The sequence below is a fragment of the Micromonospora sp. RB23 genome, from assembly GCF_053585025.1.
Genome location: NZ_CM132111.1, coordinates 1,738,735 through 1,762,951, shown reverse-complemented (window position 1 = coordinate 1,762,951; position 24,217 = coordinate 1,738,735). Strand labels below are relative to the sequence as shown.

Annotated in this window: 15 protein-coding genes; 4 read left to right on the top strand and 11 right to left on the bottom strand. The window is 71.8% G+C overall.

The window, feature by feature from the left end; genetic code table 11:
- Positions 1-5 precede the first annotated feature (5 nt).
- The 10 genes from ACTFTM_RS08170 to pcaF all read right to left on the bottom strand — a co-directional run bounded on the left by ACTFTM_RS08170 (position 6) and on the right by pcaF (position 15,664).
- Positions 6-1,361 carry an aldehyde dehydrogenase family protein gene (locus tag ACTFTM_RS08170; RefSeq protein WP_449565215.1) on the bottom strand — a complete coding sequence of 452 codons (1,356 nt, stop codon included), beginning with the start codon at positions 1,359-1,361 and terminating at the stop codon, positions 6-8.
- 110 nt (positions 1,362-1,471) lie between these two features.
- Positions 1,472-2,836, bottom strand: a complete 1,365-nt coding sequence (locus ACTFTM_RS08165) for a glutamine synthetase family protein (protein ID WP_449565214.1) — start codon at positions 2,834-2,836, stop codon at positions 1,472-1,474.
- A gap of 202 nt (positions 2,837-3,038) precedes the next feature.
- The gene (locus ACTFTM_RS08160; RefSeq protein ID WP_449565213.1) at positions 3,039-3,449 is read right to left on the bottom strand and encodes a hypothetical protein; all 411 of its coding nucleotides are present in this window, start codon (positions 3,447-3,449) and stop codon (positions 3,039-3,041) included.
- Between the two features lie 5 nt (positions 3,450-3,454).
- The gene (locus tag ACTFTM_RS08155; protein ID WP_449565212.1) at positions 3,455-7,819 is read right to left on the bottom strand and encodes a polymorphic toxin-type HINT domain-containing protein; all 4,365 of its coding nucleotides are present in this window, start codon (positions 7,817-7,819) and stop codon (positions 3,455-3,457) included.
- Positions 7,820-8,074: 255 nt separating this feature from the next.
- Positions 8,075-9,592 (bottom strand): amino acid permease, encoded by a 1,518-nt coding sequence (locus ACTFTM_RS08150; protein WP_449565211.1) that lies wholly within the window; start codon positions 9,590-9,592, stop codon positions 8,075-8,077.
- A 334-nt stretch (positions 9,593-9,926) separates the two neighbouring features.
- Positions 9,927-10,673, bottom strand: a complete 747-nt coding sequence (locus ACTFTM_RS08145; protein WP_449565210.1) for an MBL fold metallo-hydrolase — start codon at positions 10,671-10,673, stop codon at positions 9,927-9,929.
- A gap of 65 nt (positions 10,674-10,738) precedes the next feature.
- Positions 10,739-11,239, bottom strand: coding sequence for a DUF456 domain-containing protein (locus tag ACTFTM_RS08140; protein WP_449565209.1), 501 nt, complete (start codon positions 11,237-11,239; stop codon positions 10,739-10,741).
- 85 nt (positions 11,240-11,324) lie between these two features.
- Positions 11,325-13,487, bottom strand: a complete 2,163-nt coding sequence (locus ACTFTM_RS08135; protein WP_449565208.1) for a putative bifunctional diguanylate cyclase/phosphodiesterase — start codon at positions 13,485-13,487, stop codon at positions 11,325-11,327.
- A gap of 4 nt (positions 13,488-13,491) precedes the next feature.
- Positions 13,492-14,304 carry an SAM-dependent methyltransferase gene (locus tag ACTFTM_RS08130; RefSeq protein WP_449565207.1) on the bottom strand — a complete coding sequence of 271 codons (813 nt, stop codon included), beginning with the start codon at positions 14,302-14,304 and terminating at the stop codon, positions 13,492-13,494.
- A gap of 154 nt (positions 14,305-14,458) precedes the next feature.
- Positions 14,459-15,664 (bottom strand): 3-oxoadipyl-CoA thiolase, encoded by a 1,206-nt coding sequence (gene pcaF, locus ACTFTM_RS08125; RefSeq protein ID WP_449565206.1) that lies wholly within the window; start codon positions 15,662-15,664, stop codon positions 14,459-14,461.
- A gap of 106 nt (positions 15,665-15,770) precedes the next feature.
- Between pcaF and ACTFTM_RS08120 the strand changes: the two genes are divergently transcribed.
- The 4 genes from ACTFTM_RS08120 (at position 15,771) to ACTFTM_RS08105 (ending at position 20,025) form a co-directional block, all read left to right on the top strand.
- Positions 15,771-16,736, top strand: coding sequence for a glutathione S-transferase family protein (locus tag ACTFTM_RS08120; RefSeq protein WP_449565205.1), 966 nt, complete (start codon positions 15,771-15,773; stop codon positions 16,734-16,736).
- A complete protein-coding gene (locus tag ACTFTM_RS08115; RefSeq protein ID WP_449565204.1) occupies positions 16,729-17,397 on the top strand; it encodes a DUF998 domain-containing protein in 669 nt (222 codons plus the stop codon). The genes ACTFTM_RS08120 and ACTFTM_RS08115 overlap by 8 nt, the downstream gene beginning before the upstream one ends.
- Positions 17,398-17,595: 198 nt before the next feature.
- The gene (locus tag ACTFTM_RS08110; protein ID WP_449566573.1) at positions 17,596-18,891 is read left to right on the top strand and encodes a dicarboxylate/amino acid:cation symporter; all 1,296 of its coding nucleotides are present in this window, start codon (positions 17,596-17,598) and stop codon (positions 18,889-18,891) included.
- Between the two features lie 66 nt (positions 18,892-18,957).
- Complete coding sequence (locus ACTFTM_RS08105; RefSeq protein ID WP_449565203.1) at positions 18,958-20,025, top strand: NADH:flavin oxidoreductase/NADH oxidase; 1,068 nt, start codon at positions 18,958-18,960, stop codon at positions 20,023-20,025.
- A 52-nt stretch (positions 20,026-20,077) separates the two neighbouring features.
- Here ACTFTM_RS08105 and ACTFTM_RS08100 read toward each other — a convergent pair whose 3' ends face one another.
- Positions 20,078-23,746, bottom strand: coding sequence for an ATP-binding cassette domain-containing protein (locus tag ACTFTM_RS08100; protein WP_449565202.1), 3,669 nt, complete (start codon positions 23,744-23,746; stop codon positions 20,078-20,080).
- Between the last annotated feature and the right edge of the window lie 471 nt (positions 23,747-24,217).

Sequence of the window (24,217 nt, the reverse complement as noted above, 5' to 3'; positions counted from 1 at the left end):
TGGTCTCACTCCTTCGTCGCGATGAACACGTTCTTGACGTCGGTGAAGGAGTGCAGCGCGTCCGGGCCCAGCTCACGGCCGAGCCCGGAGCGCTTCATCCCGCCGAACGGGGTCCAGTAGCGCACCGAGGAGTGCGAGTTGACGCTGAGGTTGCCCGAGTCGACGGCCCGTGCCATCCGCAGCGCGCGCCCGACGTCCCGGGTCCAGATCGAGCCGGAGAGGCCGTACTCGGTGTCGTTGGCGAGCCGGACCGCGTCGGCCTCGTCGTCGAACGGCAGCACCGAGACCACCGGCCCGAAGATCTCCTCCCGCCAGTGCCGGTCGGCCGGCGAGTCGGCCAGCAGCACGGTGGGCGCGTGCCAGAAGCCGGGACCGTCCGGGCACGAGCCGGTGAAGGCGACAGTCGCCCCGGTCACGTAACCGGCTACCCGGTCCCGCTGGGCCGCCGAGATCAACGGGCCCATCTCGGCAGTGTCGCGGGACGGGTCCTCGACCCGCACCGCCCGTACCGCTGGTTCGAGCAGTTCCAGGAAACGGTCGTACACCGGTCGTTGGACCAGGATCCGCGACCGTGCGCAGCAGTCCTGGCCGGCGTTGTCGAAGACCGCGCCGGGCGCGGTAGCGGCGGCGGCCTCCAGGTCGGCGTCGGCGAACACGATGTTGGCGCTCTTGCCGCCCAGCTCCAGGGTGAGCCGCTTCACCTGCGCGGCGCAGCCGGCCATGATGCGCGTGCCGACCTCGGTGGAACCGGTGAAGCAGATCTTGCGGACGGCCGGGTGGCTGACGAACCGCTCCCCCACCACCGCGCCCTCGCCCGGCAGCACGGTGAACACGTCCTCGGGTAGGCCCGCCTCGCGGGCCAGCTCGGCCAGGCGCAGCGCGGTGAGCGGGGTCAGCTCGGCGGGTTTGAGCACCACCGTGTTGCCGGCGGCGAGGGCCGGGGCGAACCCCCACGCGGCGATCGGCATCGGGAAGTTCCACGGCACGATCACGCCGACCACACCGAGCGGTTCGTGGAAGGTGACGTCCAGACCGCCGGGTACGGGGATCTGCCGGCCGGTCAGCCGCTCCGGCGCACCGGCGTAGTAGTCCAGCACGTCCCGGACGTTGCCGGCCTCCCAGCGGGCGTTGCCGATGGTGTGCCCGGAGTTCCGCACCTCCAACAGGGCCAACTCGTCCAGGTGCGCGTCGACGACGGCGGCGAACCGCCGCAACAACCGCCCCCGATCCCCCGGCGCAACGTCCCGCCATGTCGTAAACGCCTTCGCGGCCCGCGAGATCGCGGCGTCGACGTCGTCCAGGGAAGCCCCGGCAACCTCCTGAAACCCCACCCCGGAAGCCGGATCAACAATCACGCCCACGCGCCCCACCCCTCGTCGTCGATCATGTAGTTGTGGTGCCTCGCGAAAGCCGTGTCACGTTGCATTCCGCCCACCACAACTCCATGATCGACACGGACAAGCGGGGAGGGCTAGAGGCGTTCGAAGCCACGGGTCAGCTCCCAGTCCGTCACCGCCGCGTCAAATGCGCTCAGCTCCACCTTTGCCTGGTTGGCGTAGTGGGCTACCACCTCGTCGCCGAAGGCGCTCCGGGCCACCTCGGACTTCTCCCACAGGGTCAGGGCGTCGCGCAACGTGGTGGGGACGCGCTCGGCGTCCGGGTCGTCGTACGCGTTGCCGGTGCACTCCGCGCCCAGTTCCAGCCCCTGTTCGATGCCGTGCAGCGCGCCCGCGACCAGCCCGGCGATCGCCAGGTACGGGTTGACGTCGGCCCCGGGCACCCGGTTCTCCACCCGCATGCCCTGGCCGTGCCCGACCACCCGCAGCGCGCACGTGCGGTTGTCGACACCCCAGCGCAACGCCGTCGGGGCGAACGAGCCCGGCTGGTAGCGCTTGTAGGAGTTGATGTTCGGCGCGAAGAGGAGGCTGAACTCCCGCATGGTGGCGAGCAGCCCGGCGAGCACCCGCTGCCCGGTCGACGACAGGTGCGCCGGCCCGTCCCCGAGCATCGCCGACGAGCCGGACGCGTCCCGCAGCGAGAAGTGGATGTGGCAGGAGTTGCCCTCCCGCTCGTTCGGCTTGGCCATGAACGTGATCGACATGCCCTCCTGGGCGGCGATCTCCTTCGCGCCGTTCTTGTAGATGACGTGGTGGTCGGCGCAGGCCACCGCCTCGTCGTACCGGAAGGCGATCTCGTGCTGGCCGAGGTTACACTCGCCCTTCGCGCTCTCCGGGGTGAGCCCGGCGCCGGCCATCTCGGTGCGGATGCGGCGCAGCAGCGGCTCCACCCGGGCGGTACCGAGCAGCGAGTAGTCCACGTTGTACTGGTTCGCCGGCGTGAGGTCGCGGTACCCGCGCCGCCAGGCGTCCTCGTACGAGTCGCGGAACAGCACGAACTCCAGCTCGGTGCCTGCGTACGCGGTCAGCCCGTGCTCGGCCAGCCGGTCCAGTTGCCGCCGCAGGATCTGCCGGGGCGAGGCGACCACGTCACCGGAGCCGTCCAGCCAGGCGAGGTCGGCCAGCAGCAGCGCGGAGCCGGGCTGCCAGGGCACCCGGCGCAGGGTGTCGAAGTCCGGCACCATGGCGAAGTCGCCGTAGCCGCGTTCCCAGCTCGACATCGCGTACCCGTCGACGGTGTTCATGTCGACGTCCACCGCCAGCAGGTAGTTGCAGCCCTCGCTGCCGCCCTCGACCACCTGGTCGAGGAAGAAGGGCGCGTGGAACCGCTTGCCCTGCAACCGGCCCTGCATGTCGACCAGGGCCAGCACCACCGTGTCGATCTCGCCATCGTCGACGGCGACCCGCAGTTGTTCCAGCGTGAGCGGCGCATTCCTCATGAGCGGGCCTCCATCACCAAGGTCTACTGGCAAACCGGATCACCGTCAATGCCCCGTGCCGCCGGGGAGCGAAACCGCGAGTTCGTCGCCGCGCCCGGGTATGGTGCGATGCGCGTCATGGCGGACCGGGAGCCGCCGGTCGCCGCCCAGGTGACATGACGAGGCCGGCGTCCGGACTCCGAACGCCGGCCCCGCTCTCACGTCACACCACGGTTCCCTTCGACACCACGATGTCCTCCCTGCCGGTCTGTGACCAGAACACCGGTTCGTCCGAATAGCTGAGTTTCGCCTCGGCCCAGAGTGGGTGCGCCGAGACCACGAACCAGTCATGGCCGCGGGACAGCAGATAGATGTCCCAACCGGGTTCGAGGACCAGTTCGTGCAACTCCGTCAGACGGCGCGTCTGCTCCGGATCTGCCCTACGCAGCCATAAGCCGCGCAGCATGAAGGGCGTGCAGAGATACTTCACGTCCTGGAACAGCACCTCGAGCCGGTGCTCGTGCGTCGAGTTCGCGTCAGCCTGGAGCCACACCTGGGTGTGGGTACGGCTCACGTGCGTGATCTGGAACAGCCGGTCCGGCGCCTCGAGTTCAGTGATGATCTTGTTGCTCATGGTTGTCACATTCCCTTGAACTCTCGCCAGCCGGCGTCCGTCGTCGGGAGCTTGCCCCACAGCTCGGCGGAGATGTCCTTGCCGTTGATGAAGAACTGAACCGACTTCCTGTCCCGCCCGCCGTCGGCCGGCCCGAGGATGATCGCATTTATCAGCTGCGCCATCTCCCAGTTCGTGCCCTGACCGCGCATCGCGTCCTCCGGACTCATGCTCTTTCCGCGTTGGACCGCGGTGCGCAGCGCGAGAAAGGCGTCCGGGTAGCCGTCCAGCCCGTCCAAGGTGACGTAGAGCTTGACGCTCGGATCCTTGATCGCCGCCTTCACCATGCCGATCCACAGCGGCAACGTGTCGTTGGTGTCCGGGTCCATGCTGGCCCAGGCAGAGCCGTTGTACGTGGTGACGTTGAGGCCATCCCTGTTGAGCAGATCCCTGAGAGCGTCACTGCCCAGACCTTCCGATGGACCGTTCAGGCCCAGCACCACATCCTTGCAGCCACCGTTGTGCACGAGGACCGGCGTCTCACCGGCGAGCACGTAGTACGTGTGCGTGCGGTGCACGGTGAGGTTGAACATCGTCCGGTGACCCGGATGGGTCCGCACCGCGGAGACGCGGGCAGCACGCCCGTCGGGGGTGTGCAGGACGCTGCCGGGCTCAAGCTCGCCAGCACCGGTCCAGCTGTGGGTCGCCGGAACGAAGAAGGGATGCTTGGGCGTGGTCCGCAGAACGGCACGCTGCCCGTTGGGCTGCTGAACGGTCAGGTCGGTGAGCTCGGTGTCGACGTTTCTGATCAGGTCGACGACCGGTTCGCCGCGGCTGCTGCCGGTCAGCGAATCGGTGGCGAGCACCCGATCGCCGACCTCCACGTCGGCGATGGGCTTGCTGGTGCCGTCGGCGAGCAGGACAGGAGTATCGGCCGCGAAACTGTTCCCGCCCGCCAGACATGAGGGCAGCCGCTTGAGTTTCGCGAAAGCGAGCGTGAGCAGCGAGATCTGAGTCTCGGCCACCTTCGCCGCGCGGCTGAGTTGGTAGAGCTGCTTGGCGGCCTTGAAGCCGGCGCCGACGAGCTTGGCGATGCCGGCGAAGGCCAGCGCCTCCAACGCGATACTGCCCAGGTGCAGCAGGGTGTTGGCCAACGACTGGTCGCCGTTGAAGTACTTGTAGACGCTGAGGCCGACATCGCCGATGGTCATCAGGGAGCCGACGACGACCTGGCAGGCCACTGTTACCACACAGCCGATACCGACGGCGATCGCGACGGGAACCAGCGCGGCCGTGATGCCCTTGAGCGACTCGGTGATCAGAGCCAACGTCTGGTCACCGGTGAACTCCGGGTTGAGAACCGACGCGAGGCAGTTCTTGCTGAGCTGACTACCGTCGGGGTAGACGCTGCAGTAGGCGGAATTGCTGTAGGCCCGTTTGGCGAGTTCGACGGGGTCAGCGATGACGTTGGAGACGCAGTTCTTGTACCAGTCTCCCTGGGTGCCGGCCAGCAACCTCTCGATGTCCGACGCCGGCCCGGCGGCGTACTCAGCGTGACACTTGGCGATCTCCGCGCCTCTGACCGACAGGAACTTCCCGTATGCCTGGTCGGCTGCGGCCTGGGCCTCTTCGGCGCTCTTTCCGGCGGCGAGCGCCGAATCGAGGGCGCGCTGGGCCGAAGCGCGTGCCTCGTTGGCGGACTTGACGGCCTGCTCGTGGGAGGCGACGGCCCAGGCTGCGGAGCGGATCGCGCTGCGTGCCGAGGCGGCGGCGCGGGTCGCGGCGGCCTTGGCGGTCTGCACCGCGACGGCTGCCTTCTCGGCCGACTGACCGGCCTGGGTGGCGTACTGATCGGCCTGTGCCGCGTATGCGGCGGCCTGCTGCGCCGACAGGGCGGCCTGGTTGGCGTAGTTCGTGGCAGCCGCCGCGTCCTTACGGGCCGTGGCTGCGACGGACTGCGCCTTGAGCGCGTCCTCGGTCGCCGTCTTGGCGATCTGGTTGATCCGCTGCACCAGGCCAGCGACCACGGCGAGGTGGGCGGCGCCGTCCTGGTCCCGCTCGGCCGCGGCGTAGCGGCCTTCGTCGAGGAACTGCCGCAGCCCTGGCGGTGGACCGTCCAGGGCGATCTGCGCCGCGGCCTTCAACTCCGGGCCGCTGTCCGGGCTGGCCATGATCGTGTTGACCTGTATGCGCTGCCCGACCGCGGCGGCCCGGTACTGGCCGGCGGCGATGAACTCCCGCAGCACCTGTCCGTCCCCGGAGTCCAGTGCCACCTGCGCCTGCTGCGCCAGATACGTGTCACCGGCGGTCTTCGCCGCGGACATGATCTGGTTGACCTTGAGCCGGTCCTGCGTGAGCCGGCCGGAGTAATTCTGCGTCTGCAGGAACTGCGCCACCTGCGCATCGCTGCCCGCGAGCGCGGCGAGCGCCGCGTCGCGCAGCGCGGTGTTGTCCGTGATGGCCAGGTCCTGCAGCGTGACCCGGTCGTCCTGCCCGGCCGCGATGGCGATACCGGTACGGACGAACTCCATCACCTGCAGGTCACTACCGCCCAACGCGGCCTGCGCGGCCTGCCGGGTCCAGGCGCCACGGGCGTGCATCAGGCTCAACGCGACCTTGCGCCCGGCAACGACAGCGAGATCGGGATCGGTGGCCGGGTTGATCGCCTCGGCGATCAACCGGTTGGTCTCCGCATCACGCTGAGCGGCCTGCACCGCGTCCCACTTGGCCGCCGCCTGCGCCTGGTCGTACAGCGTGCTGGCCTGCCGGGCCGCCTCGACGCCCTCGTCGAGCATCACCGCGATACGCTCCGCGTCGGCCGTCCGCGCCGCGTTGTACACCTCGACCGCCTGACCGGCGGTCTCCGCCGCGGCCTGGGCCGCGGCAGTCGCGGCGTTCGCGGCGTCGCTCGCCCGCTGGGCGGCTGTTGCGGCGTCACCGGCATGATTTGCCGCGTCGATCGCCGCATCCGCAGCCTGCTCCGCATGCTGCGCCGCTCGGTTCGCCGCGTCCCGCGCGCGGAACGCAGCCTGTGCGGCCACCAGCAGATAGTTCTGCGCGGCATCAGCCGCACGCAGCGCGCGATCAGCATCCGCCCGCGCTTGTTTGGCGGCCGCCACCGCCGCCGACGCGTCGGCGCCGGCCGCGTTGGCGTACCCGGTCGCCTCGTCATTGGCGTCCGACGCGTTCTTCGCCTCGAGCGCCGCCAGGCGGGCTGCGTCCACCGCACCCAGACCCGCCTGGATCGCCTGCCCCGCCAGATGTGCGCTGGTGGCGAGGTCCCGCGTCAGCCGCGCATTGTCCCGCGCCTCCTGCGCGATCACCCGGGCCGCGTCCGCCTTCGACGCGTCCGTCGCCGCGTTCGCCGCCGCGTTGTAGGCCTTGGTCGCCGCCCGCTCGGCCTGCGAGGCGGCCGACGCCGCACGCTGGGCGGCCCCGGCGGCCGCCCGGGCCGCACGCTGCGCCGAGGCTGCCGCCTGCACCGCCACCTTCGCCGCAGCCGCCGCCTTCTGCGCCGCCACCGCCGCTCGCTTGGCCTGCGCTGCCGCCTCTCGCGTGTCGTTACGCGCCGCATTCGTTGCCGCAGCGGCCTGTTGTGCCGACCGACGCGCCGCCTCGGCCGCCTCCTTCGCCCGTGCTCCCTCGTCGACCGCCCGCTGTGTCTCCTGCGCAGCCAGCCCACCCTGCGCCTGGGCCTGCGCCTGCAGCGCCGTCAGGGATTCGGTCTCCTGGTCCCGAGCTGCCGCTACCGACCACCCGTAAGCCAGGAAAGACTCCAACGCCTCCGGCGTGTCCGCATCGAGCGCCTTCTGCCCCGCGGCCTTGACGGCGGTCCCACCGGACGACATCGCCTGGTTGACCCGTAGCCGCTGATCTACCCGCCATCGCGACTGCCAGGCAGAGTCGACGAACTCACGCCACACCGACGGATCCGGCGAGTCCAACGCCACCTGAGCGGCCGCCTTGACCTGCGTCCCGCCAGCGGCCATCAACTGGTTGACCTGGACCCGCACGTCTGTGTCCGACGGCTGTTGCCAGCCGTAGTCCAGGAACCGGCGTAACGCGTAGGCGTCACCGGCATCGGCCGCGTTCAGCGCCGACTGTGCCGCGAGGCGAACCGCCGAACCGCTGTCCGCGATCACCGCGACCACGGCGTCACGGTCGTCGAGCCGCTGAGCCTCCTGCCACTTGCTCTCGAGGAACGTCCGCACCTGCTCGGGCGAACCGATCAGCGCCGTCTCCGCGGCGGCCCGTACCTTCGCTCCGCCGTACAGCCACGCCTGGACCACCGGCGCCCGGTCGACCGGCGGAGGCAGCGGATCCTCTGCTCGGGCCGGGGTGGGGTGCAGCAGGGACGCCAGCACGGCCAACGCGGTCAGGCACGCCAGCACTGCCTGCCACTGTCTGGTCGAGCGAAGCTGATGAGGTACGACCGGTGGCATGGACAATTTCGGAATCATTCAGTCCCCCGTGGACATGAGCGAGCGGCTCCTCGTGGGTCGAGGAGCATGAGTCGCCGGCCCGCGACCCTCCAAAAGAGAAGCTTGCCGATGGACCGGCGGTCGGAACCTACAAGGACTCGGCGGACCACGTGATCCCGCCAAATGTGAGCCAGCTCACAGCACCCCACGCTTCGGGGCCACCGATCAGTCGCCGCGCTCCTCGACGGTACGGACGGGGCCGGTGAACCACCTGCGGGCCGAGGCGTACCACCAGACGGCCACCACCAGCAGCACCCCGCCGACGGCGAGGGGCGCGTAGTTGACCGCCGACCAGGTGAAATCGTCGTTGCCAGGCACCCCGGCGGGCACGATCGGCAGTACGAAGTAGACGGCGATGACCGCGATCTCGATGACCGCGATCCAGCCGAGCAGCTTGTACTTGCGTCCCAGCGTCCACGGGCCGGGCACGAACCTCTCGCCCATGCGCAGCCGCAGCGCGATCGGGATGAGGAAGGACAGGTAGAGGCCGAGCACCGCGACGGAGACCACCGCGTAGAAGGCGACCGGGATGCCGGCCGAGCTCTCGTAGAGGGCCGGCAGAGTGAGCACCAGGCCGGCGATCGTCGCGCCGATAATCGCGTTGACCGGGGTGCCGTTGCGGTCGACCTTCGACCAGAGCCGCCAGCCCGGCACCGCCCGGTCGCGGCTGAACGCGTACGCCATGCGGCTCATCGACGTCACGCAGCTCATGCCGCAGAAGAACTGCCCGATGGTGGAGATGATGATGACGATCTTGAAGAAGACCGGGGTCAGCGCGGACTCGAAGATGGCACCGGAGAAGCCGCCGGCGGCGTTGATCGCCTCCACGTCGGTGGCCGCGAACAGGAAGGCCAGCAGCAGGATCCAGCCCCCGACCGCCGAGTAGAAGATCGACTGCCAGAGCCCCTTGGCGGCGGCCTGCGAGGCGCCCCGGGTCTCCTCGGAGACGTGCGCGCAGGCGTCGAAGCCCGTGATCGTGTACTGGGTGAGCAGGAAGCCCAGCGGCAGCACGTAGAACCAGAACGTCAGCCCGCCGGTGTCACCGTCACCGAAACCCGAGTTGTTGAACCGCTCGGTGAACACGAACTGAAAGCTCTGGTGGTTGTCCGGGACGAACACCAGGATGGCCACCACGACGGCGGCGCCGGCCACGTGCCACCAGACCGAGACGTTCTGGAGCACGTCGATGATCCGGTGCCCGTAGATGTTGATGAGGCCGTGCAGCGCCAGGATGATCACGAACAGGACGAACGCCTGCCGCAGCGTCCCGGCCCAGCCGTCGAAGAGCGCCGACAGGGTGAGGTTGAGGAAGGTCGCGCAGCCGTAGTCGACCGACGCCGTCACCGCGACCAGGCCGATCAGGTTCAACCAGCCGGTGAACCACCCGTGCACCGGACGACCCATGGTCGCCGCCCACCAGTAGATGCCGCCCGCCGTCGGGTACGCCGACACCAGCTCGGCCATGCAGAAGCCGATGATCAGGATGAACAGTGAGATCAGCGGCCAGCCCCAGGAGATGGCGACCGGCCCGCCGTTGTTCCAGGCCTGACCGAACGTCGTGAAGCAGCCGGCCAGGATCGAGATGATGGAGAACGAGATGGCGAAGTTGGAGAAGCCGCTCCACTTGCGGCGCAGTTCCTGCTTGTAACCGAGCTCGGCGAGTCGCCGGGCGTCGTCGTCCATCGGTTGCTCTGCGGTCGGAACGGGCGTCGTGGCCACTGCGCACCTCCCTGAGGTGGTTCCGTCAACGAGTGCGCAAAGTGTCGTCCCGATGATCAGGGGCGGTCAATACGTCGCGGGTGCCGTCCCGCTAATCCCGTTGCCGCCGCAGGCTCGACAACCGCATGCTGTACCCCGTGACCAGGCCCGATCGCGACGGGCTCCGTCGGACGCTCGGCAACGTCCGGCACACGGTGGTGCGGGGCGCCGCCTCTCTCTCGCGTACGGCCTCCCGCCGTATCCGACGAAGGCGCCCCGCGCCGCCACGTCCTCCCGCCAGTCACGGCGAGCCCCGACGTCAGCCGGGCAGCTCGACCACCACGCCCGATCGGGCCACGGTGACCGGCCCCCCGTACGCCCGCCGAGCCGCAGCCACCGCCGCGGCGGAGTCCGTGCCGGGCCACAGGTGGGTCAACAGGACCGCTCTGGCGCGTGCCGCACTGGCGTAACGGCCCGCCTCGGCGGCGCTCGACAGGAACCCGGCGTGCCCGTCCGGGATCTCGTCGACGTACGTCGCGTCGGCGATCAGCAGGTCGACGTCGCGGGCCATCTCGGCCAGCAGCGGACTCGGGCCGGTGTCCCCGGTGTACGTGAGCGACACCCCGGCCACGGAGAAGCGGGCGCCCGCGTTCGGCACCCAGTGCGGCAACGACCACGTCCGCACGGCGAACGGACCGACGTCGAAGGCGTCGCCGGGGGTGAACTCGTGCAGCTGGTACGCCGTGTCGACGACCCCCGACCCGTCGATCGCGAGCAGCGCGTCGAGGCTGCCGGTGGGCGCGTACACCGACAGAGCCGGGGCGGGTCGGTCGGCCAACGCCCTGGCCCGCAGCAAGGGCTGAAGGTCGGCGCAGTGGTCGGGGTGGCCGTGGCTGACGTACACCGCGTCGACCGCCGAGGCGGGCAGCCGGGTCAGCAGCGGTTGCAGGGTCGCGTAGCCGGGATCGATCAGCAGCCGGAAACCCTGGCGCTCGACCAGGAAGCCCGCACAGCCCTGGTCGACCGAGGGCCAGGCGCCGAGACCACCCAGCACCCCGATGCGCACGGGATCGACCCTAGCCGCAGCGGTTGTGCCGCACCGCCCCGAACGTCGTCCGGGCGAGGGGCGGATCACGTCAGCAGGAGGCCGCCGACCCAGAGGGCGCCGATGGTCAGGCCGGCCAGGAACTCCACCAGCATGGACAGGCCGACCGCCTTGAGGGCCTGCACGGTGGACGGCCAGGCGAGCCGGTTGCTGCCCAGCCGCAGCCGCTCGGCCGCCCACACCCCCACCACGAAGCCCAGCAGCAGGCCGACCACCGGGATCACGAAGAATCCCACCAGCCCGAGCGCTCCCCCGGCCAGCAGGGACGACGTCGGCACACCGGTGCGCTTGAGGTTGCGCCCCGGCCAGAGGTACTTCACGACCATGCCGCCGACGGCGACGAGCGTGGCGGCGGCGAACACCGCCCAACCACCGGGGCCGGCGCCTCCGAAGATCGCCCAGACCAGTACCCCGCCCCAGCACAGTGGCAGCGCCGGCAGGCCGGGCACCACCACGCCGGCCAGCCCGGCCACGATGGCGAGCGCGGCCACCACGGTCACCACCGTCTGCGAGTCGTTCAGGCTCACGCCGTCGCCTTCCGTCGGCACCACCCGGACCGGACCGGTCCGTCGCTCACGCCGCAGCCGTCCGTCGCCGGCCGGTCCGCGCGCCTCACGCCGCGGCCTGTCGCAGCCGGGCGGTGATGGCCTCGGCCGGGGCCGGCGCGCCGAAGTACCGCCCCTGCCCGGTGTCGCAGCGCAGGGCCCGTAGTCGCTCGGCCTGCACCCCGGTCTCCACCGCCTCGGCCGTGACCCACAGCTCCAACGCGTGCGCCAACCTGACCAACGCGTCGACGATCCGCTCGTCGCGGTGGTCGGCCGCCTCGTCCGTACCGTCGGCGCGGATGCCCTCGACGAAGGGGCCGGCCAGCTTCAGACAGTGGATCGGCAGCCGCCGCAGGTACGCGAGGTTGGAGTAGCCGGTGCCGAAGTCGTCGACCGCCAGCCGGACGCCCAGCGCCGCGAGCCGGTGCAGGCTGCGCAGCGGCTCGCCCGCGCTGCCCATGACGGCGCTCTCGGTCAGTTCCAGTTGCAGCAGCTCCGCCGGCAGACCGGTGGTGGCGAGCGCGTCGGCCACCGTCGCGACGATCGCCGGGTCGTCGGCCTGCCGGGCGGCCAGGTTGACGCTGACCACGACCCGCGCCTCGGGGAACTCCCGCCACCAGCGTTCGGCGTCGCGGCAGGCGCGCCGCAGCACCCACTCGCCGAGCCGGACGATCAGACCGGTCTCCTCGGCGAGGCCGATGAAGTGATCCGGACCGATGAGGCCCAGCTCCGGGTGTTCCCAGCGGACCAGCGCCTCCACGGCGAGCATCGTGCCCTCCAGCAGCGACACGATCGGCTGGTAGTGCAGGACGAACTCACCCCGGTCCAGCGCGGCCGGCAGGCCGGCGACCAGCGCGGACCGGGCGTGGTCACGGGCGCTGCGCTCCGGGTCGTACACCGCCCACCGGCCCCGCCCGGCCGCCTTCGCCCAGTAGAGCGTCGTGTCGGCGGCCTTCATCAGCTCGGAGGCGCTGGTCTCCGCGGCCGGGCAGTCCACGATCCCGACGCTTGCGGAGACCGCCAACTGCTGGTCGCCGACGTGTACGGGCGCGGCGACGGCGGCCAGCGCGGCCTCCGCCACGGCCACCGCGTCCTCGACGTCACCACCGCCGTCGACCAGGATGACGAACTCGTCGCCGCCCATCCGGGCGACCAGGTGGCCCCGGTCGGCCACGCACGCGGCGAGCCGCCGGCCGATCGTCACCAACAGCCGGTCGCCGAGGTCGTGGCCGAGGCTGTCGTTGATGGCCTTGAAGCCGTCCAGGTCGAGGAAGCACACCCCGACCCGCTGGCCGGGGCCGGCGGTGTCGAAGACCCGGCCCAACGTCTCGAAGAACAGCGTGCGGTTGGGGAGCCCGGTGAGCGGGTCGTGCAGCGCCTGGAAGCGCAGCCGCTGCTGGAGCTCGTACCGCTCGGTGATGTCCTCGATCATCGCGACGGTGAACCGTGGCCGGCCGTCGTCGTACCGGATCAGCGACACGGCCAGATCCGTCCAGACGACGCTGCCGTCCTTGCGGTGGTAGCGCTTCTCGACCCGCGCCGAGTCCTGCTTCCCCTCGATCAGTTCCTGGTACAGCTCCCACATGCCGGCGGCGTCGTCGGCGTGGAACAGCGCCGCCACGTTCATCTGGCACAGTTCCTCGATCGAGTAGCCGAGCATCTCGGCGAACGCCGTGTTGACGTCGATGATCTGCCCGTCCACGCCGGCGATGCCGATACCGATCGCAGCCCCGGTGAAGACCGCCCGGAACCGCGCCTCGCTGTCGCGCAGCGCCTGCTCGACCTCGTCCCGCGCCTGCCAGGCCGAACGGGCGATGCGCTCCTGCTGGGCGAAGGTGCGGTCGCGCAACGCACGGGCGAACCCGGCCGCCAGGCCGCCCTGCACCGCCGCGATCCGCTCGGCGAGATCGGCCGGCCGGCCGTCGACCGCCAATACCCGGGCGGAAAAGTCGTCGCCGAGCGCGCGCAACGACCACTCCAGGGCTCGGGGCTCGGTCAGGTGCGCCTCCACCAGGGCCCGCCCGACCTCCTCGGCGGGACGGGCGCTGAACGGCTCCGCCCGTACGACCTCCGCCAGCCGGACGGTGTGCAGCAGCAACAGCCGCTCGGTCTCGGCCGCGCTGAGCGGCACGAAACCGATGCGGCGTACGGCACGGGCCCAGTCAGCGGCGTACGCCTCGACACCGGTCCGGCCGACGTCGACCCCGGCGGGGTCCGGGACGGCGGCCACCGGATCAGCCGGCGGGCTGGTCGTACCGGGCGACGCCGCCGAAGGCGCCGAACCGCTCGGGGTGCTCGTCGACGTCCTCCGGCGAGTCGGGACGCCACAGTGGCATGTGCACCACGCCCGGTTCGAGGACGGTCCAGTCGCCGAAGAAGCCGGTGACCTGCGCGCGGGAGCGCAGGGTGATCTCGGTGTCGGTCCGGGAGGAGAGGCGCTGGGCGTCCAGCATCTCCTGCGGCTGGTCCTCGAAGGTGGAGTGCGAGACGACCAGGAAGCTGCCCGGCGCGGCGGCGGCACGCAGGGTCGCCAGGATCTCGTCGGGACGGTCGGCGTCCGGCACGAAGTGCACCACCCCGGCCAGCAGGATGCCCATGGGACGCTCGAAGTCGATCAACCCGAGCCGCCGGGTCTCGGCGAGAATCCGCTCCGGCTCGCGCAGGTCGGCGTGGATCACCCCGGTCAGGTCGTTGCCGGCGAGCAGTTCCCGGCTGTGCGCGACCGCCACCGGGTCGATGTCGACGTAGACGACCCGGGCCTTCGGGTTCGCCGCCTGGGCCACCTCGTGCACGTTCCCCACGGTCGGGATGCCGGAGCCGATGTCGAGGAACTGGTCGATACCGGCGTCGAGCAGCACCCGGACGGCCCGGCGCAGGAACTCCCGGCCGGAGCGCATGGTGGCCGCGAGGTTCGGGGTCATGCTCGCGATCTGCTCGGCCAACTGCCGGTCGATCTCGAAGTTGTGCGCCCCGCCCAGGAAGTAGTCGTACACCCGGGCCGCGCTCGGCCTGGTCAGGTCAATCTCGGTCGGCAGTGCGTCCGGCATCGGTGTGCCCCCCAGTTCGTCGCCGCGGCGCGAGGCGGCACCGGCGTCGGCGGGCGTACGCGGCCGCCGGCCGACCCCGCGGGTCGTGTGGTGTGGACCACTCTAGGCCGCCGGCCACCGCGTACGGGAGATCCCCTCACGTAACTTTCCGCACTCAGGCGGCAGACTCCAGCAGCAGCGAGATGCCCTGACCGACACCGATGCACATGGTGGCGAGAGCCCGGCGGCCACCGCGGCGGCGCAGTTCCTGGGCGGCGGTCAGCGCCAGCCGCGCGCCGCTCGCGCCCAGCGGGTGCCCGAGCGCGATCGCGCCCCCGTTGGGGTTGACGTGCTCGGCGTCGACGGGCAGGCCCAGTTCGCGCAGCACCGCCACGGACTGCGCGGCGAACGCCTCGTTCAGTTCCACGACGTCCACGGTCGCCAGGTCGACGCCGGTCCGGTCGAGCAGCTTGCGGGTGGCCGGCACCGGGCCGATCCCCATGATCCGGGGCGGCACGCCGGCCGACGCCGCGCCGACGACGCGCGCCAGCGGGGTGAGGTCGTACCGCCGCACCGCTTCCTCGCTGGCCACCAGCAGCGCGACCGCGCCGTCGTTGACGCCCGACGAGTTGCCGGCGGTCACCGTCCCGCCGTCGCGGAACGGGGTCGGCAGCGCGGCCAGCTTCTCCAGCGACGTCTCGCGCGGGTGCTCGTCGACCTCGACCAGTCGGGTCTCCCGCCGGCCGGCGGGCACCGACACCGGGACGATCTCCTCGGCGAACCGGCCGTCGGCCTGCGCCCTGGCGGCGCGCTGCTGCGAGCGGTACGCGAAGGCGTCCTGGTCGGCCCGGCTCACTCCGTACTCGGCGGCCACGTTCTCCGCCGTCTCGGGCATCGAGTCGATCCCCCAGCCGTCCCGCATCAGCGGGTTGACCAGCCGCCAGCCCAGCGTGGTGTCGTACATCTCGGCCGAGCGGGAGTACGCCGAGGTCGCCTTCGGCACGACGAAGGGCGCCCGGCTCATGCTCTCCACCCCGCCCGCGACCACCATCTCGGCGTCCCCGGCCACGATGGACCGGGCGGCGGTGGCGAGGGCGTCCAGGCCGGAGCCGCAGAGCCTGTTGACGGTGCTGCCCGGCACCTCCTCGGGCAGGCCGGCGAGCAGCGCCGCCATCCGGGCCACGTTGCGGTTGTCCTCGCCGGCCTGGTTGGCGCAGCCGAGCACGACGTCGTCGACGCGGGCCCAGTCCACCGACGGGTGCCGGGCGACCAGCTCGCGGATGACGTGGGCCGCCAGGTCGTCGGGGCGGACGCCGGCCAGCGCGCCCGCGTACCGGCCGATCGGGGTACGGACACCGGCCACCAGGTATGCCACGGTCATCGCGAGTCCTTCAGGGGTGCAGACGGCGGGGGGTGGGCACGCCCACCGGATCGCGGGGGCTGCCGGCCGCCAGGATATCCACGCCGGCAGCGGATAGGTTGACGGCATGGCCCGGGCCCAGTTCACCGCAGAGACCAGCCGTGACGGCGCGTTCGTCCGTCAGCCCAACCGGTTCACCGGTCGGGTCAGCGCCGACTCGACCTCGCCGCCCGGCGGGGGTCCGGACGAGCAGGGTCGCTGGCCGTTGGAGGCCGGCCGGTACCGGCTCATCTGGTGCCGCGCGTGCCCGTGGGCGCACCGGGCGAGGATCGTGCGTGGCCTGCTCGGGCTGGACGACGCGGTCTCGCTGGGCACCGTCGACCCGATCCGGGACGAACGGGGATGGGCGTTCGCGCTCGACCCGGACGGTTTCGACCCGGTCCTGGGCGTGCGCTTCCTCTCCGAGGCGTACCTGGCCACCGACGAGGACTACACCGGCCGGGTGACCGTGCCGGCGCTCGTCGACACGCTGACCGGCCGGGTGGTCACCAACGACTATCCGCAGCTCACCCTGGACTTCTCCACCGAGTGGCGGTCACTGCACGCCCCCGATGCCCCGGACCTGTACCCGGTCGCGCTGCGCCCCGAGATGGACGCGCTGATGGCCGAGATCCACACGGACGTCAACAACGGCGTCTACCGGTGCGGCTTCGCGACCTCCCAGGAGGCGTACGACGAGGCGTTCCGGGCGCTCTTCGCCCGGCTGGACGCCCTCTCCGAGCGGCTGGCCGACCAGCGTTACCTGATGGGGGACGCGATCACCGAGGCCGACGTACGGCTGTTCACCACGCTGGTCCGCTTCGACGCGGCGTACCACGGGCACTTCAAGTGCAACCGGAACAAGCTGACCGAGATGCCGGTGCTCTGGGCGTACGCCCGGGATTTGTTCCAGACGCCGGGTTTCGGGGAGACGGTGGACTTCGACCACATCAAGCGGCACTACTACGGCACCCACCGGGAGATCAACCCGACCGGCATCGTGCCGTTGGGGCCCGACGAGTCCGGCTGGACGACGCCGCACGGACGTGGCTGAGCCGGGTCGGGCCGGCACCGCCACGAGGCCCGCCGGCCACGGGGGCCTGGCCCGCCGGGTCGCCGGATCGGCCGCCGCCGGCTGCGCGGTGGCCGGGGCGGTCGCGGTGACGGTCGCGGTGGTCGCCGGTCCCGGTCCGGGCTTCACCGGGTACGTGAGCGAGGCCGGTATCGCCGGCAGCGCGCACGCCGTGACGTACCGGATCGGGGTTCTCGCCCTGGCCGGCGCGTTGCTGCTGATCGCCGTGGCGCTGCCGCCCGGGGTCCGGGTCGCGCCGGCTCTGCTCGCCGGCGGCGCCGTGCTCACGGCGCTGTCCGGGGCTGTGACCTGCTCCGCCGGCTGCCCGCTACCGCCGTTCGAGCGGACGACGGCGGCCGATCTGGTGCACGGTGGCGCGAGCATCGCGGCGACGGCAGCGGTAGTCCTCGCCATGGTCGCGGTGGCCGTGTCCGGGGCGGCCGGACCTCTGGTGCGCCGCCTGGCGGCGGGGGCGGCGGCGCTCGCCCTGCCGCTGTGCGCCACGATCGGTCTGGCGATGCTGGTGGTCGGCCGGGGCTCGCTGGTCGGCCTCGTGGAGCGGGTGGTGCTCGCGCTGGCCGTGCTGTGGGGCGCGGCCACCGGCACGGCGCTGGCCCTGACTTGCCGCGAGCGAAGCCTGTAAGGAGCGTCACCAGCATCACACCTTGCAGATCGAACTTATCGGCGTATCGTCGACCAACGATGAACAATGTCTGGGGCCTCACCGTCCGCCTGTATGTCGATCTCCGACTGCAGGCCAGCGGCATCTGTCCGGCGTAGCCGTCCTTCACACGCCTACCCCGACCGGACAACCTCACTTGGACATCCCATGCCCTTCGGCCTGCGCAAAATTCCCTTCTCCGTGCAGATCCTGCTCGGCCTCGTACTCGGCGTGGCGCTCGGCTTCCTGGCCCGTGCCAACGACGTGAGCTGGCTGACCACCACCCTGCACACCGTCGGCTCCCTCTTCGTCCAGCTCCTCAAGCTGGCCGTACCGCCGCTGGTCTTCACCGCCATCGTGGTCAGCGTGGTCAGCCTGCGCGGCGTGGCCAACGCCGCCCGGCTCGCCCTCAAGACCCTCATGTGGTTCGGCATCACCGCGCTGATCGCGGTGAGCATCGGCATCGGCCTCGGCCTGCTCGTCGACCCGGGCCGGGGCGTGACCCTCGACCTGGGCGGCGCGGCGGCGCCGAAGAAGACCGGCTCGTGGACGGACTTCCTCACCGGCATCGTGCCCACCAACCCGGTCGGCGCGTTCGTCGAGGGCAACGTCCTGCAGATCGTCTTCCTCGCCGTCGTCATCGGCGCCGCGGCCCTGCTGGTCGGCGAGGCCGCCGAGCCGTTCGTGGCGTTGAACCGCTCGCTGCTGGAGATCGTGCAGAAGGCCCTCTGGTGGGTCATCCGGCTCGCCCCGATCGGCACGCTCGGCCTGATCGGCAACGCCGTCGCCTCGTACGGCTGGGACCTGCTGGCCCCCCTCGCGAAGTTCACCACCGCCGTCTACGTCGGCTGCGCGATCGTGCTGTTCGTGGTCTACCCGCTGGTGCTGATCCTCGCCGGCCGGCTCAACCCGCTGCGCTTCTTCGCCGGGGCCTGGCCCGCGATCGAGCTGGCCTTCGTGTCCCGTTCCTCGGTGGGCACCATGCCGGTGACCCAGCGGTCCGTCGAGCGCCTCGGCGTCCCCCGCGAGTACGCCTCGTTCGCGGTGCCGTTCGGCGCCACCACGAAGATGGACGGCTGCGCCGCGATCTACCCGGCACTCGCCGCGATCTTCGTGGCCCAGGTGTTCGGCGTACACCTCGGCCTCACCGACTACCTGCTCATCGCCTTCGTCTCGGTGGTCGGCTCGGCGGCCACCGCCGGCCTGACCGGCGCGATCGTGATGCTCACCCTCACCCTGAGCACGCTGGGCCTGCCGCTGGCCGGGGCCGGCCTGCTGCTCGCCATCGACCCGATCCTGGACATGATGCGCACCGCCACCAACGTGGCCGGGCAGGCGCTGGTGCCGACCGTGGTCGCCGCCCGGGAGGGCACCCTGGACCGGGCCGCGTACGACTCGGCCGGCCGACGGGATCTCGTCGACGCGGAGCCGGTGGCCACCGACACCCGTTCGGAACTGAACCCCGTAGCCGCCTGACCCGTTTTCCCACGACGACGGACCCCTCGACAGGGGGGTCCGTCGTCGTACCGAGAGGATGAGCACATGAGTTCCCTGTTCACTCCGTTGGCCCTGCGCGGGGTCACCCTGCCCAACCGGATCGCCATGGCACCGATGTGCCAGTACTCCGCCGGTCCGGACGGACTGCCCACCGACTGGCACCTCGTCCACCTCGGCACCCGCGCGATCGGCGGGGCCGGACTGGTGCTGACCGAGGCGACCGCCGTACTCCCCGAGGGCCGGATCACCCCGCAGGACACCGGGCTGTGGTCCGACGCGCACGTGGACGCCTGGCGGCCGATCACCGCGTTCGTCGCCGCGCACGGCGCGGTGCCGGCCGTCCAGCTCGCCCACGCCGGCTTCAAGGCCTCCACCTACCGGCCATGGGACGCGGGCAACGGCGGGGTGCCGGACGCCGAGGGCGGCTGGACGCCGGTCGGACCGAGCCCCGAGCCGTTCAGCCCCACCTACCGGATGCCGACCGCGCTGGACGCGGCGGGCATCGCGGGTGTGGTCGACGCGTACGCCGCCGCAGCCGAGCGGGCCCTCGCCGCCGGTTTCGCCGCCGTGGAGGTCCACGCAGCGCACGGGTACCTGCTCAACGAGTTCCTGTCGCCGCTGGCCAACCACCGCACCGACGCCTACGGTGGCGACCGGGCCGGCCGGATGCGGCTCACCCTGGAGGTCGCCCGCGCGGTACGCGCCGCCGTCGGCGAGAGCGTGCCGGTGCTGACCCGGATCTCCGCGACCGACTGGGTCGAGGGCGGCTGGACCGTCGAGGACAGCGTGGTGCTCGCCGGTGAGCTGGCCGCCGTGGGCGTCGACCTGGTCGACACCTCCTCCGGTGGCGTCAGCACCGAGCAGCGCATCCCGCTGCTCGGCCCCGGCTACCAGGTGCCGCTGGCCGCCCAGATCCGCCGCGAGGCCGGCGTACCCACCGGCGCGGTCGGCCTGATCGTCGAGCCGGAGCAGGCCGAGCAGATCGTCGCCAGCGGCGAGGCCGACCTGGTGCTGCTCGGCCGGGAGCTGCTGCGCGACCCGTACTGGCCGCGCCGCGCCGCCGCGAAGCTCGGCGTCGCGTACAGCGGTCCTGTCCAGTACGCCCGCGCCTGATCCGAACCGGTACGGGCGGCTGTCGTTCCCGACGGCCGCCCGTACCGCGTTGTCAGCCGGCGAGGTGCGACCAGTCGCCCTCCAGCTCGCGCCAGGTGCCCTGGGCGGCCACCGTGCCCGCGAGCAACACCACCACGTGATCGGCGCGGACCAATGCGGCACGCTTGGCGGTCGAACCCACAACGGTCACGCCGTGCGCCCGCAACGCCTGCCACAGCGCCAACTCGGTCGTGACGTCCAGCGCCGACGACACGTCGTCCGCGACGAGCAGTTCGGTACGCGGCGCCAGCGCCCGGGCCAACGCCAGGCGCTGGAGCTGCCCGCCGGAGAGCCGGGTGCCCTTGTGCCCGATGAGCAGGCCCAGTCCGCCCCCGGCGGCGGCCAGGTCGTGGTCGAGCTGGGCCGTGCTCACCGCGTCCGCCGCGTCCACCTGGTGGCCGAGCGCGATGTTCTCGACGACCGTTCCGGAGAGCACCCGGGGTAGCTGACCGACGTAGCCGACCTGGTTCGGACGCAGGAACAGCTCGGGCTCGGTGACCGTGTCACCGTTCCACCGCAGCTCGCCCGTGTGGTGCACGATGCCGGCCAGCGCCCGCAGCAGCGAGGACTTGCCCGCTCCGACCGGCCCGACGACCAGCACCAACTGCCCGCGTTGGACCGTCAGGTCCACGCCGCGCACGGCGACCGTGCCGTCGGAGTGCACGACCGAGAAGTCGCGCAGTTCCAACCGGCGCAGCGGGCGGCGCGGCGGCGGTGTCGGCGCGGGCGCGGTCCCGCCGGCCAGGTCGACCGCCGGAACCCCCGCCGAGTACGCCCCCACTCCCGTCATCGCCACCGTCCGCCGGGTCCACACCCGCGCCGACGGCAGTTGGGAGATCAACGAGGCGGTGGTCCAGGCGAACCACCGGGCCGCGCCCAGCGTGGAGACGGCCACCAGCACCGCGCCGGCCGACAGGTCCCCGCCCAGGTAGAGGGCCCACGCGCCGATCGGCAACAGTCCGCTGACCACCGCGGGAGTCGACCGGGACCACACCTGCACCGCGATCTCCCGGCGCTGCCGGTCGCTGCGCAGCACGTCCAGGTCGGCCAGGTGACGTAGCACCGCCGACGTCGCCCCGGCGAGCTTGACCGTCCGCGCCGCGGAGAGCGCGGAGACCAGCGCGGTCGCGAAGGCGGCCCGCGCCGCCACGGTCGCCCGCGCCGCGCGCTCCAGCTTCGGCCCGAACAACGTCGCGGCCAGCCCGGAGACCACCATGGTGCCGAGGAAGAACAGCCCTGGCACGACGCTGCCGGTCACCGCCGTCATGGCGACCACCAGCACCACCGCCACGGTCTGGTCCAGCACGTTGTCGGCGAGCTGCACCACCCGCTCGGTGTCGCCACCCTGGGCCACGACCTCCGCCGGGGTGTGCGAGCTGACCCGACGAGGTCCGGTCTGGCCGTGCACCAGCCGAAGGCCGATCCGCAGCATCTGCCGCACCCACCAGTGCGGGAACCACACGTGCGTGTAGAACGGCAGCGGCAGGGTGATCAGCAGCCCCGCCACGATGCCCACCGCCGGCAGGTACGGACTGCCGGTCCCGTCGACCAGGTCCGCCCACAGCCAGGGCAGCACCGGACCGTCCAGCCCGAGCAGGCTGAGCCCGAGGAACAGCGTGATCGCGGCGGCCCCGTACCGGGGGTCGTTGGTGCAGAGTCGGACGATCTCCCGGAAGGTCCGCGCTGGCGGCGTCGGCGGCAACGGCGGCGGGTCGGTACGCGCCGCCGACACCGGCTCGGCCTCCACCGCCGCCGCGACCGGCTCAGCGGTGCCCGGGCCGGCGGAGTTCGGGCCGGCGGAGTTCGGGCCGGCGGAGTTCGGGCCGGCGGAGTTCGGGCCGGCGGAGTTCGGGCCGGCGGAGTTCGGGCCGGCCGTTTTCGGGCCGGTCAGCAGGTCCGTGCCCGCCGTGTTCGGGCCGGCCGACACGTCGGCGTCGACGGCGTCCGGGCCGGTCAGGAGGTCGAGGCCGCCGCCGGTGCGGGACGCCGACGCCGCCCCGGCGTAGACGGCGGCGTGACTGGTCGCCAGCAACTCGGCGAACCGCGTCGATGTCTCCAGCGGGCCGGCCTCGACCACCGCGCCGTCGGCGAGCACCACCACCTCGTCGCACCGGCGCACCGAGGAGAGGCGGTGCGCGATGACGATGCCGATCCGGTCGCGCAGCAGCCGCTCGGTGGCCCGCTGCACCCGCGCCTCGGTCACCGGGTCCAACCGGGCGGTGGCCTCGTCGAGAATCACCACGTGCGGGTCACGGACCAGGATCCGGGCAAACGCCACCAACTGCTCCTGGCCGGCGGAGAGCACATGGCCGCCCTCCCCCAGCCGGGTCGCCAACCCGTCGGGCAGCTCGGCGATCCAGCCGGCCAGGCCCAGTTCGTCGAGCGCCCGGGCGGCGGCGTCCAGCAGTTCCGGGTCGTAGAGCGCGACGTTCTCGGCGAGCGTGCCGGCCACGATCTCGGTGCGCTGCGGCACCAGCGCCACCCAGCGGCGCAGCTCCTCGACGTCGAGGTCGCACAGGTCGGTGCCGCCGAGGAAGACGGTGCCCGGCGGCACGTCCACGGCCCGGGTGAGCACCTTCGCCAGGGTCGACTTGCCGGACCCGGTACGCCCGATCAGCGCGTACGAGCGGCCGCGCGCGAAGGTGAGGCTGAGCCCACGCAGGGCCGGACCCCGCCCGCTCTCCGGGCCACTCACCTCGTACCCGAAGGTCAGGTCCCGGATGCGCAGGTCACCCTCGACGGGAGTGGCCCCGCCCACCGGCTCCTGCCGAACCTTCTGGAGCAACTGCACCCGGGCCCACGCGCCGAGCGCCTCCTGTAGCTCGGGCACCATCCGGCCGACGTGTTCGGCGGTGGCCCCGAAGGCCAGGGCGAGCAGCCAGATGGCGGTGAGCCGGGCCGCGTCGACGCGGTCGGTGGCCAGCGCCCACGCCCCGCCGAGCACCACCGCGCCGACGCCAACCCGGATCGTCGCGGTGGCGATCGTCGCCACCTTGGCGGAGAGCACCCAGACCCGATGGCCGCGGGACAGCACGGCGGCGGCCCGCCGGGCGTACAGCCGCAGCACGTACGGCTGGGCCAGGCTGGTTCGCACGTCGTCCTGCCCGTGCACCGCCTCCTCCATCACGGCGGCCAGGTCGGACCACGCCTCCTCCTCGATCATGCGCGCCGGGCCGATCCGTGCCGTGGGCCGCCGCAGCCCCACCCCGAGCACCACCGTCAGCAGGAGCATCGCGATGCCGGCCGGCCACCACACGGTGAGCGCGACGACCATCGACAACAGACCGACGCAGAGCCCCTGGGCGAGCCGCGAACCCTGGTTACGAACCGCCGACGCCACCTGGTAGACGTCCCCGTCGATGCGGTCCAGCAGCTCACCCACCGGCGTGGTCTCGAGGCTCGGCAGATCCTGCCCGAGCGCGACCTGGCAGAGCCGCCGACGGATGTCGGCGGACCAGTCGGCGGTCAGCCCGGCCATCACCAGGCTCACCACCAGGTCGCTGAGCACCACGGCGGCCAACGCGGCGGCAAGGACCGTGAAGGACGTGACCGACCGGTGTACGAGCACCGCGCCGGCGAGCGCGGACGCGCCAGCCTGACCGGCGGCGCCCAGCACGATGAGGACGGCCACGAGCGTCAGACGTCGCGGCGAGGTGCCCCACAGATCACGGAGCAGGCGCATGGAGGTTCCTCCGGATGTGGGTGGCGGAACACCCAGCGTGCCGGCAGCGACCCGGTCCCCTCAACCGATTTAACCGTCCCTGAGCAGGACATCCCTCGATGCCCGGTCCGTCGACGGGACGCGGGAGCCACCCGACCCGGATCGACGCGACTTCGCCGATCCGGGGGTATCAACCGGCCCGGGGTCTACATGATCGACACGACATCGCCGACACGGGGCCATCAACCGGCCCCGGATACCCCACGTTCGGCGACCTCGTGTGGATCACCGCGCGCCGACCCCCGCCGGCCCGACCACCCTCACCGGCACCAACTGGGCACCATCTCCAGTCGACCTCGCCAAGTCGGCATGATCGACACGACATCGCCGATCCGGGGGCATCAACCGGCCCCGGATACCCCAAGTTCGGCGACCTCGTGTGGATCACCGCGCGCCGACCCCCGCCGGCCCGACCACCCTCACCGGCACCAG

Excerpts from the sequence above, each read along its gene's own strand:
- ACTFTM_RS08165 (WP_449565214.1), bottom strand. The coding sequence starts at position 2,836 with ATGAGGAATGCGCCGCTCACGCTGGAACAACTGCGGGTCGCCGTCGAC.
- ACTFTM_RS08160 (WP_449565213.1), bottom strand. The coding sequence starts at position 3,449 with ATGAGCAACAAGATCATCACTGAACTCGAGGCGCCGGACCGGCTGTTC.
- ACTFTM_RS08150 (WP_449565211.1), bottom strand. The coding sequence starts at position 9,592 with ATGGACGACGACGCCCGGCGACTCGCCGAGCTCGGTTACAAGCAGGAA.
- ACTFTM_RS08130 (WP_449565207.1), bottom strand. The coding sequence starts at position 14,304 with ATGCCGGACGCACTGCCGACCGAGATTGACCTGACCAGGCCGAGCGCG.
- pcaF (WP_449565206.1), bottom strand. The coding sequence starts at position 15,664 with ATGACCGTGGCATACCTGGTGGCCGGTGTCCGTACCCCGATCGGCCGG.
- ACTFTM_RS08120 (WP_449565205.1), top strand. The coding sequence starts at position 15,771 with ATGGCCCGGGCCCAGTTCACCGCAGAGACCAGCCGTGACGGCGCGTTC.
- ACTFTM_RS08105 (WP_449565203.1), top strand. The coding sequence starts at position 18,958 with ATGAGTTCCCTGTTCACTCCGTTGGCCCTGCGCGGGGTCACCCTGCCC.
- ACTFTM_RS08100 (WP_449565202.1), bottom strand. The coding sequence starts at position 23,746 with ATGCGCCTGCTCCGTGATCTGTGGGGCACCTCGCCGCGACGTCTGACG.